This is a genomic window from Polaribacter pacificus (assembly GCF_038024035.1).
GTDB lineage: Bacteria > Bacteroidota > Bacteroidia > Flavobacteriales > Flavobacteriaceae > Polaribacter > Polaribacter pacificus.
Genome location: NZ_CP150664.1, coordinates 1,137,680 through 1,152,697, shown reverse-complemented (window position 1 = coordinate 1,152,697; position 15,018 = coordinate 1,137,680). Strand labels below are relative to the sequence as shown.

The 15,018-nt window shown below is 35.4% G+C and carries 17 protein-coding genes; 6 read left to right on the top strand and 11 right to left on the bottom strand.

Features of this window, described 5'->3' with window-relative positions; genetic code table 11:
- Window positions 1–98: 98 nt before the first annotated feature.
- The 3 genes from WHC90_RS05200 (at window position 99) to WHC90_RS05190 (ending at window position 2,639) form a co-directional block, all read left to right on the top strand.
- Window positions 99–626 carry a 3-hydroxyanthranilate 3,4-dioxygenase gene (locus WHC90_RS05200; protein ID WP_188597431.1) on the top strand — a complete coding sequence of 176 codons (528 nt, stop codon included), beginning with the start codon at window positions 99–101 and terminating at the stop codon, window positions 624–626.
- Window positions 627–742: 116 nt separating this feature from the next.
- Window positions 743–1,540 (top strand): alpha/beta fold hydrolase, encoded by a 798-nt coding sequence (locus WHC90_RS05195; RefSeq protein ID WP_188597430.1) that lies wholly within the window; start codon window positions 743–745, stop codon window positions 1,538–1,540.
- Window positions 1,541–1,553: 13 nt separating this feature from the next.
- Window positions 1,554–2,639 (top strand): amidohydrolase family protein, encoded by a 1,086-nt coding sequence (locus tag WHC90_RS05190; RefSeq protein ID WP_188597429.1) that lies wholly within the window; start codon window positions 1,554–1,556, stop codon window positions 2,637–2,639.
- Window positions 2,640–2,688: 49 nt separating this feature from the next.
- Here WHC90_RS05190 and WHC90_RS05185 read toward each other — a convergent pair whose 3' ends face one another.
- The 7 genes from WHC90_RS05185 to rsfS are packed head-to-tail and all read right to left on the bottom strand — an operon-like array spanning window position 2,689 to window position 8,007.
- A complete protein-coding gene (locus tag WHC90_RS05185) occupies window positions 2,689–3,303 on the bottom strand; it encodes a YceI family protein (RefSeq protein ID WP_188597428.1) in 615 nt (204 codons plus the stop codon).
- 11 nt (window positions 3,304–3,314) lie between these two features.
- Window positions 3,315–3,569: an acyl-CoA-binding protein gene (locus WHC90_RS05180; RefSeq protein ID WP_188597427.1), complete on the bottom strand. Its 255-nt coding sequence runs from the start codon at window positions 3,567–3,569 to the stop codon at window positions 3,315–3,317.
- A gap of 9 nt (window positions 3,570–3,578) precedes the next feature.
- Entirely contained in the window at window positions 3,579–4,229 is a 651-nt protein-coding gene (locus WHC90_RS05175; RefSeq protein ID WP_188597426.1) for a phosphatidylserine decarboxylase family protein, read from the bottom strand.
- 13 nt (window positions 4,230–4,242) lie between these two features.
- Complete coding sequence (locus WHC90_RS05170; protein ID WP_229664865.1) at window positions 4,243–5,052, bottom strand: phosphatidate cytidylyltransferase; 810 nt, start codon at window positions 5,050–5,052, stop codon at window positions 4,243–4,245.
- Window positions 5,039–5,629 (bottom strand): LUD domain-containing protein, encoded by a 591-nt coding sequence (locus WHC90_RS05165; protein WP_188597424.1) that lies wholly within the window; start codon window positions 5,627–5,629, stop codon window positions 5,039–5,041. The genes WHC90_RS05170 and WHC90_RS05165 overlap by 14 nt, the downstream gene beginning before the upstream one ends.
- Before the next feature lie 15 nt (window positions 5,630–5,644).
- Window positions 5,645–7,612 (bottom strand): ATP-dependent zinc metalloprotease FtsH, encoded by a 1,968-nt coding sequence (gene ftsH / locus WHC90_RS05160; RefSeq protein ID WP_188597423.1) that lies wholly within the window; start codon window positions 7,610–7,612, stop codon window positions 5,645–5,647.
- Window positions 7,613–7,635: 23 nt separating this feature from the next.
- Entirely contained in the window at window positions 7,636–8,007 is a 372-nt protein-coding gene (gene rsfS, locus WHC90_RS05155) for a ribosome silencing factor (RefSeq protein ID WP_188597422.1), read from the bottom strand.
- A gap of 86 nt (window positions 8,008–8,093) precedes the next feature.
- Between rsfS and WHC90_RS05150 the strand changes: the two genes are divergently transcribed.
- On the top strand, window positions 8,094–8,828 hold the full coding sequence (locus WHC90_RS05150) for a biotin--[acetyl-CoA-carboxylase] ligase (RefSeq protein ID WP_188597421.1): 735 nt from the start codon (window positions 8,094–8,096) through the stop codon (window positions 8,826–8,828).
- Here the strand turns inward: WHC90_RS05150 and WHC90_RS05145 are convergent.
- Window positions 8,825–9,214 (bottom strand): SRPBCC family protein, encoded by a 390-nt coding sequence (locus tag WHC90_RS05145; RefSeq protein WP_188597420.1) that lies wholly within the window; start codon window positions 9,212–9,214, stop codon window positions 8,825–8,827. The genes WHC90_RS05150 and WHC90_RS05145 overlap by 4 nt on opposite strands.
- A gap of 10 nt (window positions 9,215–9,224) precedes the next feature.
- A complete protein-coding gene (pyrE, locus tag WHC90_RS05140) occupies window positions 9,225–9,866 on the bottom strand; it encodes an orotate phosphoribosyltransferase (RefSeq protein ID WP_188597419.1) in 642 nt (213 codons plus the stop codon).
- Between the two features lie 7 nt (window positions 9,867–9,873).
- Between pyrE and WHC90_RS05135 the strand changes: the two genes are divergently transcribed.
- Both WHC90_RS05135 and WHC90_RS05130 read left to right on the top strand, forming a co-directional pair.
- Window positions 9,874–10,476 (top strand): NUDIX hydrolase, encoded by a 603-nt coding sequence (locus WHC90_RS05135; RefSeq protein ID WP_229664864.1) that lies wholly within the window; start codon window positions 9,874–9,876, stop codon window positions 10,474–10,476.
- 58 nt (window positions 10,477–10,534) lie between these two features.
- Entirely contained in the window at window positions 10,535–12,163 is a 1,629-nt protein-coding gene (locus tag WHC90_RS05130; RefSeq protein ID WP_188597417.1) for a SulP family inorganic anion transporter, read from the top strand.
- Here WHC90_RS05130 and WHC90_RS05125 read toward each other — a convergent pair.
- Together WHC90_RS05125 and WHC90_RS05120 are read right to left on the bottom strand one after the other, a co-directional pair.
- Window positions 12,160–12,786 carry an NTP transferase domain-containing protein gene (locus WHC90_RS05125; protein ID WP_188597416.1) on the bottom strand — a complete coding sequence of 209 codons (627 nt, stop codon included), beginning with the start codon at window positions 12,784–12,786 and terminating at the stop codon, window positions 12,160–12,162. The two genes, WHC90_RS05130 and WHC90_RS05125, sit on opposite strands and share 4 nt — an antisense overlap.
- 40 nt (window positions 12,787–12,826) lie before the next feature.
- Window positions 12,827–15,016, bottom strand: coding sequence for a xanthine dehydrogenase family protein molybdopterin-binding subunit (locus WHC90_RS05120; protein WP_188597415.1), 2,190 nt, complete (start codon window positions 15,014–15,016; stop codon window positions 12,827–12,829).
- Between the last annotated feature and the right edge of the window lie 2 nt (window positions 15,017–15,018).

Sequence of the window (15,018 nt, the reverse complement as noted above, 5' to 3'; positions counted from 1 at the left end):
GAGTATTTTTATAAATTGATGTAAATTTATAATAGAACAGCGAAAAAGATACAGCGAAAAGCCCGACCTTTAGGGAACGCCAAAAAAATAATACGACTATGAGTACACTAGTACAACCTTTGAATTTTAAAAAATGGATTGATGAACATCGTCATTTGTTAAAACCACCTGTTGGGAATAAATGTGTGTGGGATAACGGCGAGTATATTGTAATGGTTGTTGGAGGCCCTAATGCTAGAAAGGATTACCACTACAATGAAACTCCTGAATTCTTTTATCAGGTAGAAGGCGATATGATCTTAAAAATCATTGTTGATGGCAAATCACAAGATGTCGAAATTAATGAGGGTGATATTTACCTGTTGCCAGCTAAGGTGCCGCATTCACCTCAAAGAAAGGCAGATACTGTAGGATTGGTTATAGAATATCCAAGAGCCGAAGGCATGTTAGATGCATTAGAGTGGTATTGTGAAAATTGTTCAAACCAATTGTATAGAGAAGAGTTTGCCTTAGACAATATAGAGACAGATATGCCTATTATTTTTGATGCTTACTATTCTGATAAGGAGAAATGTACCTGTTCTAATTGCGGAACAGTAATGGATGCACCAAAGAAGATTAAATAACTTCCTTAAAGACAACAAGTTTTATGCGTTTTACGAATAAGAAAAGAAAATGTTTAAAATTGGTGTTTGCTGTATCCTTTGTTGGGATTTTTGTTTTGATGAATTCTTGTTTAACAATGAGAACTAGTACTAAGTCAATTGTCAAAGACTTTGAGAAAAATGGAATGACTCCAATTGTTAAAACGATTGCATTTGAAGGAAATACTTTGCGGTATTTGATAAGTGATGTATTTGATGAAGAAAAACCTACAATTCTTTTTGTTCATGGAGCACCAGGTTCATTAAGTGATTTTAATAGTTATTTACAAGACACGGTGTTAAGAGAACAAGCCAATTTAATAGCTATTGACAGGTTGGGTTATGGGTTTTCTAGTTTTGGAAAAGCAGAGGTGCTTGTTTCTAAACAAGCAAAGAGTATAGAAAAACTAACAGATTTGTTTGATAAGAAAACAACAATTTTAGTAGGATGGTCTTTTGGAGGAACTATTGTGGGTGAAATTGGAATCAGAAATAAGTATTATCACACTATCATGGTTGCTCCTGCGGTTTCACCAGAAGCTGAAAAGCATTTTTGGTTAGGGAACTTTGCTCACTGGAGACTAACAAAATGGATGGTGCCTAAAGCATTTGTAGTTGCAGAAGCCGAAAAAAGGATGCATGTCGAAGAATTGCAACGACTTGATCCATTATGGCAACAAACAAAAACGCCAATAACCTATTATCACGGAACAGATGATTGGATTGTTCCTTTTGAGAATCAGGCATATTTAAAATCAAAAATGCCAAAAAAGATGTTAGAAACAGTAACGATTGAAGGTGGAAGTCATTTTATATTGTTTAAAAACTTTACGATGGTGCAAGAAAAATTACTGTCTTTAATAGCTTTAATAAACGCAGAAAAAAACGAACTTTAGCAAAAAATAACTCATGAAAAAAAGAAAACTACGTATTAACGGACATTCGCATTTATTGCCGTATCCAGAAGAGATTCCACAGTTTATGAAAGACAAGGAAATCTTTTGGGTGGATGAAGATCGAAAATTTATGCTTCAAAAAGATTGGAGTAGACCCGTAACAGACTCTAGCTTTTTTTTAGATGAAAAACTAGAGTGGATGGAGCGTTTTAAAATTGATCACGCTGTGGTATTAAACCTGTCTCAGTTGTATGGTAATGGACTTCGTGTTGAAGAAATGAAACAGGCATTGCGTTTTCAGAATGATTTTAATGCGCGGATTCAACATGAGAATCCTTCTAAGTTTACCTGTGGATTTGTTGTGCATCCTGGTTTTGTAAGAGGAGCTTGCTGGGAAATTGAACGCTGTGTAGAAGAGTTAGGAATGCGCTTGCTGTGTTTACCAACACACTATATGGATACAATCGGAACTTGGCGTTGTATTTTTGATGAAGAAAATGAACCTATTTTTGAGCTGGCAAGCAAGTATAATTTGGCGGTAGAAATTCATCCTTATGATGGAGAAAAATTTATAAAATTAGAAAATACCTCATGGCGTTTTCACTTGATTTGGATGTTGGCGCAATGTGCTGATGCCTATCATTTTTTAACCTTAAATGGTTATCAAGATAAGTTTCCTGGAATGCGAGTTTGTTTTGCGCATGGTGGACAACTTGCTCAAATTAACTTAGGTAGAAGAATTCAAGGTTTTGACGGAAGACCAGATCTCTTTGAAGGAAAAACCCACCCTAGAAAAGCAGTAGGACATAAAAACATCTTTTTTGATACGTTGGTACACGATACAGGATCATTGGGTTTATTACTTGATAATCAGGGGTCAAAGCAGGTCTTAATGGGCTTGGATGATCCATATCCTTTAGGAGAAATGGAGAGTGAAATTCAATCTTCGTATCCTGGTAAGATTTTAGATTTGGCTAAAGAACGCGGTCTGTTAAATCAAGATGAGTGTGATGCTATCTGGGAAGACAATGTATTGCAATGGTTGTATGGGGATGATGAAAAAGGCAAACAAGAGTTGATTTCAAAAATACTTTCATAAAAAAAAAGCTTCACGTCAGTGAAGCTTTTTTTTATCCTTTAATTGTCATTTAAAATGAAGAGCTAATATTAATGGCTACTTCTGACCAAGTTTTAGTGATTCCATCACTTCCTTTATGTAGTTCTTTACAAGCTTCGTTAATAGCTTCTATGGCCTTTTGAGCATTCCATTTGTTAAGATCCATAATTGCATCTAACTGAAAAGTTTTACCGCTAATGCTGTAATCAAAGTCCAATCTTTCTGTAGTGCCGTTCATGGTAATCATTGCATGTCCTTTTTTGTCATCGTCTAAATGCAAGGTTCCAGATAAAAGACTGGTATTGTCCATGGCTCCAAAAAAGAATTTTCTAAGTTTAAAATCTCTGTCTGATAAGTTGGTAAAAATACTGCTTACTGGTATCGAAAATTCTGCAGCTTCAATGGCTTCTTTAATTGAGTTTCCGTCTCCATTTTTAGTGATATTTACTTTTTTAAACTCACCTTTTACACCAATTTTTTCAGTGGTCTTATAAGCTGTCCAACCGATGGTGTTTTTAGCAGTTTTTAAAGAAAATGCTGCTGCTTTTTCTTTTGATTGTATTGGTTCTTTTTTTGTTTCTGATTTGCACGATACAAATAGTGTGCTTGCACTAATACACAGTGCAAATAAAATTAATTTTCTCATAATTAAGGGTGTTATAAAGTGTTCACTAATTCTATGTACTCTTTTTTTGCCATAGTGGTTGTCATCCCTCTTAGTTGAATCCAGGCATTTAGTTTAAAACCGCTTCTTACATCGGTTTCATTGTTTTTAAAGGGATTGTCTCCTAAAGTGGCTTGCTTATATAAAGCATATAGTTTTAACATTACGTCTGGCGCTAATTCTTCTTGAGATACGCGAGATGCTTGGATATAGGCTTCTTTAAATTGAATGTCTAAATCATTTCTCATATAAGGATACTATTTGCTAGCGACAATTTGCTCTCCGCCTTTAACAGAATCGCCAATTTTTACGTTAATTTTGGTTCCTAAAGGTAAATATAAATCTACTCTTGAGCCAAATTTTATAAAACCAGCATCAGTTCCTTGGGTAACTTTTTGGCCTACTTCTGCATAATTAACAATTCGTTTGGCCATCGCTCCAGCAATCTGCCTGTATAGAACTTCTCCAAAAACAGTGTTTTCTACTACAATAGTTGTGCGTTCATTCTCTGTTGAAGCTTTTGGGTGCCATGCAACCAAATATTTACCAGGATGGTATTTACTGTACTTAACAAGTCCGCTAAGCGCGTATCTTGTAACGTGTACGTTTAAGGGTGACATAAAAATAGACACCTGTATGCGTTTGTCTTTAAAGTATTCTGGTTCTTCAACTTCTTCAATCACGACAACCTTTCCATCAACGGGAGCAATGATATGCTCATCATTAATCAACGTAGTTCTTTTAGGGTTTCTAAAAAATTGAAGTATTAAGATAAAGAAAACTAAGAATGTAATTTGGATTACTTTCACTAGCCAATCAATATCGACAAATTTATCTGCCCCTAAAATACCAAGAACAACTACGATAGCAGCTATGGTAATAATTTTAAATCCTTCTTTATGAAACATAACTGATTTTCTATTAAATAATATAATGCAAATACAAAAACAAAAATGGAATGGCAAAAATTAAGCTATCCAATCGATCTAAGATACCACCATGCCCAGGCATGATGCTTCCACTGTCTTTGACATTTGCTTGCCTTTTAAACTTAGACTCTACAAGATCACCAATAGTCCCAGTAACCGATGTGATTAAAGCGACAATAATCCAATCTAAAGTGTCAAAAAAGTTTGTATTGTATGAGATGATGATTCCTGCTACTACAGCAAAAAACAAACCACCTAAGAATCCTTCTATGGTTTTTTTAGGCGATACACTTTCGAATAATTTGTGTTTTCCAATGTTTTTACCAACTAAAAATGCAAAGCTGTCATTCACCCAAATTAACAATAAAATATTGATTAAAATATAAGGGTTGTAAACGCCATTCTCATAAGGGAGTAGCATTAAAAAACAAAAAGAAAAAACGATATATCGTATAGAAATATCTAGTTTTTCTAAATACTCAGATGATTGCAATTGAGTTTTTGAATACAGGCGATATATAAGTTGTATTGAGGCAACTAAAGTAAGTGCTAATACAGGTACAACGATGTTGTTATTTGGCATGTATAAAGAAAAACCAACCAAGGCTAAGTATAGCAAATAAGGGATGATGCTTTTAAACAAAATTAATTTGTTAAACTCATAGATTGCTAAAATACCAAAGAAAATAATTAAGCTTATAAATGTGATTTCTGAAAATAATAGTGCTCCTAAAAAAAGAGCGACATAGACTAATCCAGAAAGAATTCGAGTGGTTAGGGTGCTCATTTTATAAATCTTCATACAAGAGCAAATATAAGTCTTTTGAGCTATTGTTGCCGTAATTTAAGAAATTATCCTCGTTTTTATTCAGAGTGTAATTTTTTACAGAACTAATGTTCGTAGGAATGTTCTTTTTGCAGTTTGTCTTGATACCTGTTAGTCCTTCTCCTGTGTTTTTAACCAATTGACTGGTGGTTGCATAGACAATGAAATGGTCAGAAAGGCTTGCTATTCTCTCACTTTGTAGCTGATTTGACGAGAATAAGATGTCGCCATTGTCTGCAATTAGATGCTCACAAGTTGTGAAAAATGGAGCATCTTGTTTTAAGTTTCCGTTGGTCTTAATAGCTACAGATTTTGATAAAGCAATCAACTCTGGGTTGGTGCAGATCAATTCATCCCACTGGTTTTCAGAAATGATGTTTTTTAAGTGTATAAGGATCTCTTCCTTTTTTGTGCAGTATAAAAACTTTCCTCCTTTTTCAAGAAAATTGTGCACAAAAGCATCATCCAAAGACAAGTGGACTTCTTGCTTTTTAGCCTCTTTCTCTTGAGGTTTTTCTGAAGATAGGTTAAATACTTTTTTAAAAAAACTCATATTGCTAAAATAAGATTAATCTTCTTTTTTTTCTGAATCTTCAGTAGCAATTTTTATTTCTTTCTTAACGGGAGCTTCTTCGATAAAAGGTCTTTTACCAAAAATCTTCTCCAAATCATCTTTAAAAATAACTTCTTTTTCGAGTAATAACTCTGCTAATGTCGTTAATTTTTCTTTATTATTCTCTAGTAATTCGATGGCTCTAATGTATTGAGCTTCGATCATTTTTGAGATTTCTTTATCTATTTTACTAGCCGTTTCTTCACTATAAGGTTTTACAAAAGCATCGTTTCCAGATGAATCGTAATAGGTAATATTACCAACTTCCTCATTTAGACCATACACGGTAACCATAGCTCTTGCTTGTTTGGTTACTTTTTCTAGATCACTCAAAGCTCCAGTTGAAATTTTATTGAAAATGATTTTCTCAGCAGCTCTTCCTCCTAAAGTAGCACACATTTCATCCAACATTTGCTCAGTCTGGACGATCATTCGCTCTGCAGGCAAATACCAAGCAGCACCTAAAGATTGTCCTCTCGGTACGATGGTTACTTTTACTAAAGGAGCAGCGTGTTCTAACATCCAGCTAACAGTTGCATGACCAGCCTCGTGATAGGCGATGGTTTTTTTCTCCTTTGGAGTAATTACCTTGTTTTTCTTTTCTAGTCCTCCTACGATTCTATCAACTGCATCTAAGAAGTCTTGATGCTCTATTGATTTTTTATTCTTTCTAGCAGCAATTAAAGCAGCTTCATTACACATGTTTGCAATATCTGCTCCAGAAAAACCAGGAGTTTGTTGAGCTAAAAATTCTATATTAACATCATCTCCTAACTTTAACGATTTGATGTGTACTTCAAATATTGCTTGACGCTCATTAATGTCTGGAAGATCTACAAAGATTTGTCTATCAAAACGACCAGCTCTCATCAATGCTTTGTCTAAAACATCAGCTCTGTTGGTTGCAGCCAATACGATTACGTTGGTGTCTGTTCCAAAACCGTCCATCTCTGTTAGAAGTTGGTTAAGGGTGTTTTCACGCTCGTCGTTTCCTCCAGTCATACTGTTTTTACCACGGGCTCTACCAATTGCATCAATCTCATCAATAAAAATAATTGATGGAGATTTTTGTGCAGCTTGTTTAAACAAATCTCTTACACGTGAAGCTCCTACACCAACAAACATCTCTACAAAATCAGATCCTGATAAAGAGAAAAATGGCACACCTGCTTCACCAGCAACAGCTTTTGCTAATAAGGTTTTACCAGTTCCTGGAGAACCAACCAATAATGCTCCTTTTGGGATTTTACCTCCTAAAGAAGTATATTTTTCTGGGCTTTTTAAGAAGTCTACAATTTCTTGCACCTCTTCCTTTGCGCCTTCTAATCCAGCAACATCTTTAAAAGTAGTTTTTACTTTTGTGTCATTGTCAAATAATTTTGCTTTTGATTTACCAATATTAAATATTTGACCTCCGCCACCAGCTCCAGCACCACCGCCAGACATTCTTCGCATAAAGAACAACCAGATAGCGATTAGTAAAATAAAAGGTAAAAAGGCAAAAAACTGATCCAGCAAGCTGGTTTGTTCTATGTTTTTAATATCAAAAGTTAAATCTGAGGCTAGTTTCGCTTCTGCTAACTGCTTTTCAAAATTTTGAAGATCTCCAAAATTATATTCGTAAGCAGGTGAGTTTTTGTTAAAAAAGGCAGACTTTGTTAAGTCTTTGTAACTGTCTTTTTTATAGGCGTCGTCATTTAAGTAAACTTGAGCAACTCCTTTGTTTACGATAACTATTTTTGAAACATCATTGGTGTTTAAGACTTCAAAAAACTTATTTTTTGTAATCTCTTTAGATGTTAAGTTGCTAGAGTTAAAAAACTGAAACCCTATCAGTAACAAAAAAATGGCACCGTACACCCAATAAAAGTTAAACTTAAACTTAGGCATGTTTGTTTTATTATTTTTCTTTGAATCGTTCATATATAAAAATGAAATAAATTGTTTTAATTGTTAGCGCTTATCGAAGTAATGGTAGCATCGCCCCAAAGACTTTCGATGTCATAAAACTCTCTAACTTGTTTTTGGAAAATATGGACAACAACATTTACATAGTCCATTAATACCCACTCAGCATTGATCTCTCCTTCAATATGCCAAGGTTTATCTTTTAAGCTTTTGCTAACAATTTTTTGAACAGAACCAGATATGGCTTTAACCTGTGTATTAGAGCTACCAGAACAAATTATAAAATAATCACATACAGTGTTTTCTATTTCTCTTAAATCTAGTAGTTGAATATCTTCTCCTTTGACATCTTCAATTCCTCTTATAATTTCGGCAATTAATTCGTCTGTGTTTACCTTTTTTGTGGTCATTAAAAATCTTTATATTTAGCGCAAAGTTATTATTTTTTTATGAGTATTTTGTACTATATTCGACATGTTTGCAGAATATTTACCAAATGAACTTAATCAAACTTGATGCCATCGATTCTACCAATTCTTTTTTGAAAGAATTGGCACAAAAAAGCAACTTAACAAATTACACTGTTGTTGTTGCAAATTACCAAAAAAAAGGAAAAGGACAGATGGGGTCTCAATGGGATTCTAAGCCCGGTGAGAACCTCTTATGTAGTGTCTATGTTGAGTTTAATGACTTTTTAGCAACTGAACAGGTTTTGTTAAACTATGCAGTTTCTATAGCGGTGTACAATGTTTTAATAGACTATGAGGTTCCTAAATTAAGTATAAAATGGCCAAACGACATTTTGTCATTAAATCATAAGATTTCGGGAATATTAATAGAGCCTGTCATGCAGCAAGGTAGAATAATTTCTGCGGTAATAGGCATTGGCATCAACGTAAATCAAATGGATTTTTCTACATCCAAAAAGCAAATTACCTCTTTAAAATTTCTAAAAGGGATTGATTTTAATCTAGATGAGCTTCTCCAGAGTTTAATTGAAGAGTTGAAAATTCAGATAGCGTATATCACCAACACCAAATCAAATGTCTTAAAGAAAAGATACTTAGATGTTCTTTATAAGCATAATGTTCCTTCTATGTTTATGGACCAACAGCTCCAAACCCGATTTATGGGTAAAATTGTTGGCGTTGCATCAACGGGCAAGATTCAAATTCAGTTAGAAGATGAAACTATTAAAGAATTTGGAGTCAAAGAAGTTGCTTTCGTTTAGATTTTAGCAATATTACTTGACAATGTTTCAATAAATTTTGTCAATGGTTTTTTAACCATCATAGCCATCATCGGGTTAAAATCACCGTCAAAAAGTAATTGTACATCACTGTTAGCTTCATCTTTCTCTGAGATTTTAGCAGTAAGAGTAAAGGGTAGCTTACTACTAGCTGCACCTAGAACAATTGATGAAAATTCAGTTTTTTCTTTTAATACCAAACGGATTTCAGGCATGCCTTTTAAACCGAAAAGAAATGAGTCACCATCAACTTCAAACTTTTGAGTATTTTCTGGCATCAGTTGTTCGAAATTTTTAAGATCTGATAAAAATTTAAAAACTTCTTGGGTTGATTTTTGAGTTGTAACACTCGGGCTTTCTATAGTCATAGTATAGTTTTTATTGATTCCACTCGCTTGGATTTTTTCTCCAATCTTGTAAGGTTTCTAATTCTTTTACTGAGATGTATTGGTTTTCTAGGGCTTGTTCTAGTAAAAATTCATAACTACTAAGGGTCGTCAGTTCTATATTGCTGTTTGTGAAATTTGTTTTTGCTAGATCAAATCCATAGGTAAATATAGCAATCATTCCTTTTACATTTACATCAGCTTCTTTTAAAGCTTCTACGGCTTGTAAGCTGCTTTTACCTGTGCTAATCAAGTCTTCGATAACGACCACATTTTGACCTTTTTCTATATAGCCTTCAATTTGGTTTTTACGACCGTGCTTTTTTGCTTCAGGCCTTACATATACAAATGGCACTCCCAATTCTTGGGCAACCAAAACACCAATTGCTATAGCACCAGTGGCAACTCCCGCTATCACATCAGGCTTACCGTGTTTCTCTTCGACAATTTTAGCAATCTCTGTTTTAAGAAAATTGCGAACTGGAGGAAAAGACAAGGTAATCCTATTGTCACAGTAGATAGGAGATTTCCAACCTGAGGCCCATGTAAATGGGTCTGAAGGGCTTAGTTTTATTGCTTTTATTTGCAATAAAAGCTCAGCTGTTTTTTTTGCTGTATCTTTGTTTAAAATCATGTCGCAAATGTATAAAGTTTTTGTAAATGATAGACCAATAATTTTAACAGATTCTTTAAAAGTTAACAATAATTATCCCGTTTATATTTTTAAAGAAATAGTCGTAGATGAAATTATTCACAAATTGCAAACTAGCAAGGAAGATGGAATAAATGTATTTACAGAAGCACTTGAAAAAGATTGGATTCGGTTTCAAGATTCATTCAAGGTTGTTAAAGCAGCAGGAGGGTTGGTCTTAAATGAGTTAAACGAGTTCTTATTTATCTACCGAGGTCAACGCTGGGATTTACCCAAAGGAGGTATCGAAAAAGGAGAGTCTATAGAGCAAACAGCCGTTCGAGAAGTCGAGGAAGAATGCGGTATCCATGGTTTGCATATTGAAAGACCACTTCTTACAACCTACCATGTTTTTTTTCAAAATGATCTTCAGTTGTTAAAAGTAACCGATTGGTTTTTGATGCAAACACAGTATAAAGGAGAACTTCAGCCGCAACTCGAAGAAGGAATAACCATCGTTCAATTTGTTTCAGAGTCCCAACTTGCTACAATAACTAAGAACACCTATGCTAATATTCTATTAGTGCTAGAGGCCTATCAGAAGAACGATTAAGGACTCATAATAATTCAAAATAAAGTCTATCTTTGCCGACTTTAAAAAGCAGCTAAACATGACCGAATTTATTAGAAAACGAGTAAAGAATGTTAAAAATGACGTGTTCTCCGGAATCACAGTTGCTTTAGCTTTAGTTCCAGAAGCAGTTGCTTTTGCTTTTGTTGCTGGTGTTGATCCATTAGTTGGGTTGTATGCCGCTTTTATGGTTGGTTTGGTCACCTCTATCTTTGGAGGAAGACCCGGAATGATTTCTGGTGCTACAGGAGCTTTGGCTGTTGTAATGGTGAGTTTGGTTTCTAAAGGAAACGCCATGGGTAACCCAGATGAAAACTTAGGTTTGTATTACTTGTTTACAACCGTAATTTTAATGGGTTTTATCCAGATTTGTGCAGGTGTATTTAAGTTGGGGAAATTTGTAAGACTCATCCCACATCCAGTAATGATGGGCTTCGTAAATGGTTTGGCCATCGTTATCTTTTTATCCCAATTAGGGATGTTTAAAACAACCGTAGCTGGAGAAAAAGTTTGGTTGTCAGGAAATAGTTTATGGTATATGATTGGGCTTGTTTTATTAACTATGCTCATTATGTGGGGATTGCCAAAAATAAAAGCAACCAAGAAATTACCAGAAGCTCTAATCGGAATTTTAGTAGTTACAGGAATCGTTATTTTTTCTAATTTGGATGTGGCAACAGTTGGTTCGTTTATTAAAGACGGAGGAGGAGATGGTTTAAAAGGTGGCTTGCCTAGCCTTCACTTAGAAACTTTTTCTAAGATACCTATGAACTTAGAAACCCTAAAATTTATTTTTCCTTATGCATTAATCTTGGCAGCTATCGGATTGATTGAGTCACTAATGACTTTAAATTTGATTGATGATCTAACTGAGACAAGAGGAAACTCTAATAAGGAGTGTGTTGCTCAAGGAAGTGCAAATATTCTTACCGGATTGTTTGGAGGAATGGGAGGTTGTGCCATGATTGGACAATCAATTATTAATATAAAAGGAGGAGGAAGAGGAAGACTTTCTGGAATTACAGCAGCAGTTATGTTGCTAATTTTCATCGTTTTTGCTTCGTCGTATATAGAGCAGGTTCCTATCGCAGCATTGGTTGGAGTTATGTTTATGGTGGTTATCGGAACCTTTGCTTGGTCTAGTTTTAGAATCTTAAATAAAATACCAAGAACTGATGTTTTTGTTTTGATCTTGGTTTCTGGGTTAACCGTCATCTTTGATTTAGCGATTGCTGTTTTAGCAGGAGTTGTGGTGAGTGCCTTGGTTTTTTCTTGGGAAAACGCAAAGAGAATTAGAGCAAGAAAGCGTTTTAAAGCTGATGGTACTAAAATTTATGAAATCTGGGGCCCTTTATTCTTTGGAAGCATCTCTGCTTTTAATGAAAAATTTGATATAAAAAATGATCCACAACAAGTTGAGATAGATTTTGTTGAAGCGCGTATTAGTGATCACTCAGCAATCGAAGCTATTTTTGCATTGGTAGAAAAATATCAGGCAGAAGGAAAATCAATTGTACTTAAGCATCTTAGTGAAGATTGTAAAGTGCTGTTGTACAAATCAAGTCCAATATTTTCTAAGGTAATAGAAGAATCAATTGAGGATCCTCGATATCATTTGGCTGCAAATCCAGAAGATTTTCCAAAGCCCTTATCAGAGTATAAGTTTTAAGAATTTAGGTAATTTTGCCAATCTTTAGGACTGTTTAAATTTTTTAAAATAGATGCATCGTTAATTTCTACATAGGAAATTTCTGATGCATTTCTTTTTTTGATTTGTACGTCCAATCTGGCCTCAGGGTCTTTTACGTCAATATTTAAAAGCGAACACCAAAACTCAGGAGCTAATTTAACAGGGTGTCCATTTTTGCCTTTGTATTTTGGGATTACAAGCAGGTTGTCTTTTTCAAAAATTTTTTTTTGGTTTTTTGTGTTTGGTAAAGGAACATCTATGGGTGTTATCAAGACAGTTTTGTCTGCTCTCTGCATTTGATGATCTATTAATATAGTTTGCAAGGTAGAGAATAATCCAAACTGAGGTGTTTTATTGATGACAACCCTTACTTTTTTTTGTTGATGCAATTGAGGTTTCTCTACCGCTTGTTGTAGCCACGGAATTGCATCAAAATAACGTTGATGATCATAGCCTAAGCCGATGTAGATAGTCTCACCAATAAACCCCTCTACTTGAGAAAGAATCCAAAAGCTATCCTTGTGTTTTAGCAATCCTTTTGGCAATCCCATCCGTGAAGATTTTCCTCCGGCTAGAATAATGAGTGTCGTGTCTCTTTCCATGATTGCCTTTTAGCTGTTCTTTTTTAGCCTTAGCAATCGCTTAGACCAAACCATGGTCAGAAAGTGGTAGTGTTCTGTATCGTTTTCCTGTGGCGTTAAAAATGGCATTGGTAATTGCAGGAGCGACGGGTGGTACACCAGGTTCTCCAACTCCAGTAGGTGCTTCATCACTTTCGATTAGCGTAATGTCAATCGGAGGAGCGTCGTTCATTCTCGTCATTTTATAGTCATGAAAATTACTTTGTTCTATGGCGCCATCTTTGGCAGTAATCTTCCCGTGTAGAGCAATAGACATTCCAAAAATAGCAGCGCCTTCCATCTGATTTAATACATTGTCTTTGTTAACGACCATTCCACAATCTAGGACAGACCAAATATTGTGAACTTTTACTTTGTCGTTAATAACAGAGACTTCAACCACTGTGGCTACATAACTAAAAAAGCTATAATAAAAAGCGATTCCAAGTCCGTGACCTTCTGGTAATTTTTTACCCCAACCTGCTTTTTTTGCCGCGATGTTCATCACGTTTTTTAAGCGTTTGGTGTTTAAAGGATGTGGAACGTTTTCTTTGCCAATTCTATCTGATCCAATCAAGTCTAATTTAAAAGCCAGAGGGTCTTTTTGTGCTTTGTCTGCTAACTCATCAATAAACGAATTGATTCCAAAACTGTGAAAAATAGCACAGACAGATCGCAGCCATCCAATTCTAACAAAAGGCTCTGCTTTGGCATTTTCATACCGTACATTTTCTATTTCAAAAGGAATGTTGTTCATTCCTTGCCCGATCTCCCAATCTGCTGCATAGTTTGTCCCTGGTGCAAAAGTTGAATTAATAGAAGGAAAAGCAGTTCTGTGTAGCCAACCAGTCACTTTGCCATTTGCATCTAAAGAGGCTTTTAGGTATTGTGCATTGGTGGTGTGATAATAGCTGTGTTGTATATCATCTTCACGAGTCCATACCACTTGGACAGGCGCTTTTATTTTTTGAGAAACAGCGATGGCTTCTATAACAAAGTCAGGCTTTGATTTTCTACCAAAACCACCTCCTAAAAAAGTGACATTGATTGTGACTTTTTCTAGCTCGATGCCTAAGTAGGCAGCCGCTTCTGCTCTGGCAGTTTGTGGGTCTTGTAAGGGAGCCCAAACTTCACAGATACCATCATGTACCCATGCCAATGCATTTGGTACCTCCATCGGAGCATGTGCCAAGTGAGGCAGCTGATAAGTTGCTTCTACGGTTTGATGAGCCTTGGAAAAAGCGTTGGTTGTATTTCCGACAGTAGGTGCAATTAGTTTCGCCTTATTATGCACCCTGTTGGTAAGTGTTTGCATGTATTTTTTACTGTCATAATTGCCGTTGGTACCTTTATTCCAGAGAACGTCTAACTGTTTTCTTCCTTGAATTGCAGCCCAGGTGTTGGTTGCAATTACAGCAACACCTCCGAGCATTCCAAAAGGTCTTTTAACACGGTCTAAGGCGATGACATCAGTAACCCCAGATACTTCAAGAGCTTTTTTACTTTCAAAAGATTTTAAGGTTCCAAAGGTAGACGGACACCTTGCGATAGTTGCAAATTTCATTCCTGGCAATCGAGCATCTAATCCGTAAATGGCAGATCCGTGAGTAAAATCTTTAATGTCTATACTTTTTAAACTTTTTCCAATATAGGTAAAGTCTTTTTTGTCTTTTAAAACAACCTCTTTGGGAGCCTCTATCTGCATGGCAGCTTCTACCAAATCACCAAAGAACAATTTGTCATTGGATTTCTTATTAATAACATAATGCATTGCTGCGGTACAGTCTGCTTCTGAAACTTCCCATTTTTTTGCTGCAGCACTAATTAACATTGCTTTTGCTGTAGCGCCTAATCTACGCATAGGTTCTAAAATGGTTCTTACACTTCTTGAGCCGTCGGTGTTTTGATTACCAAATTTACGGTCACCAGTTGCCTGCTCTACGCTTACAAAACTCCAATCCGCATCCATTTCATCAGCAATGGCAGAAGTTAACGAAGTTCTGATCCCTTGGCCCATTTCTGATCGAGAGCTCAAAAGGATTAGTTTACCATCTTTTTTTAATTGAATAAATAAATTTGGAGCAAAGGTAGTTCCGTCATCAATGCGGACAATTTCATTATTTGAAAACTGACAACCAATGATCAATCCTCCAGATGCTAGGCCGAAAACTTTCACAAAATTTCTACGGCTCATGTTTTGTATTCCTTCCATAG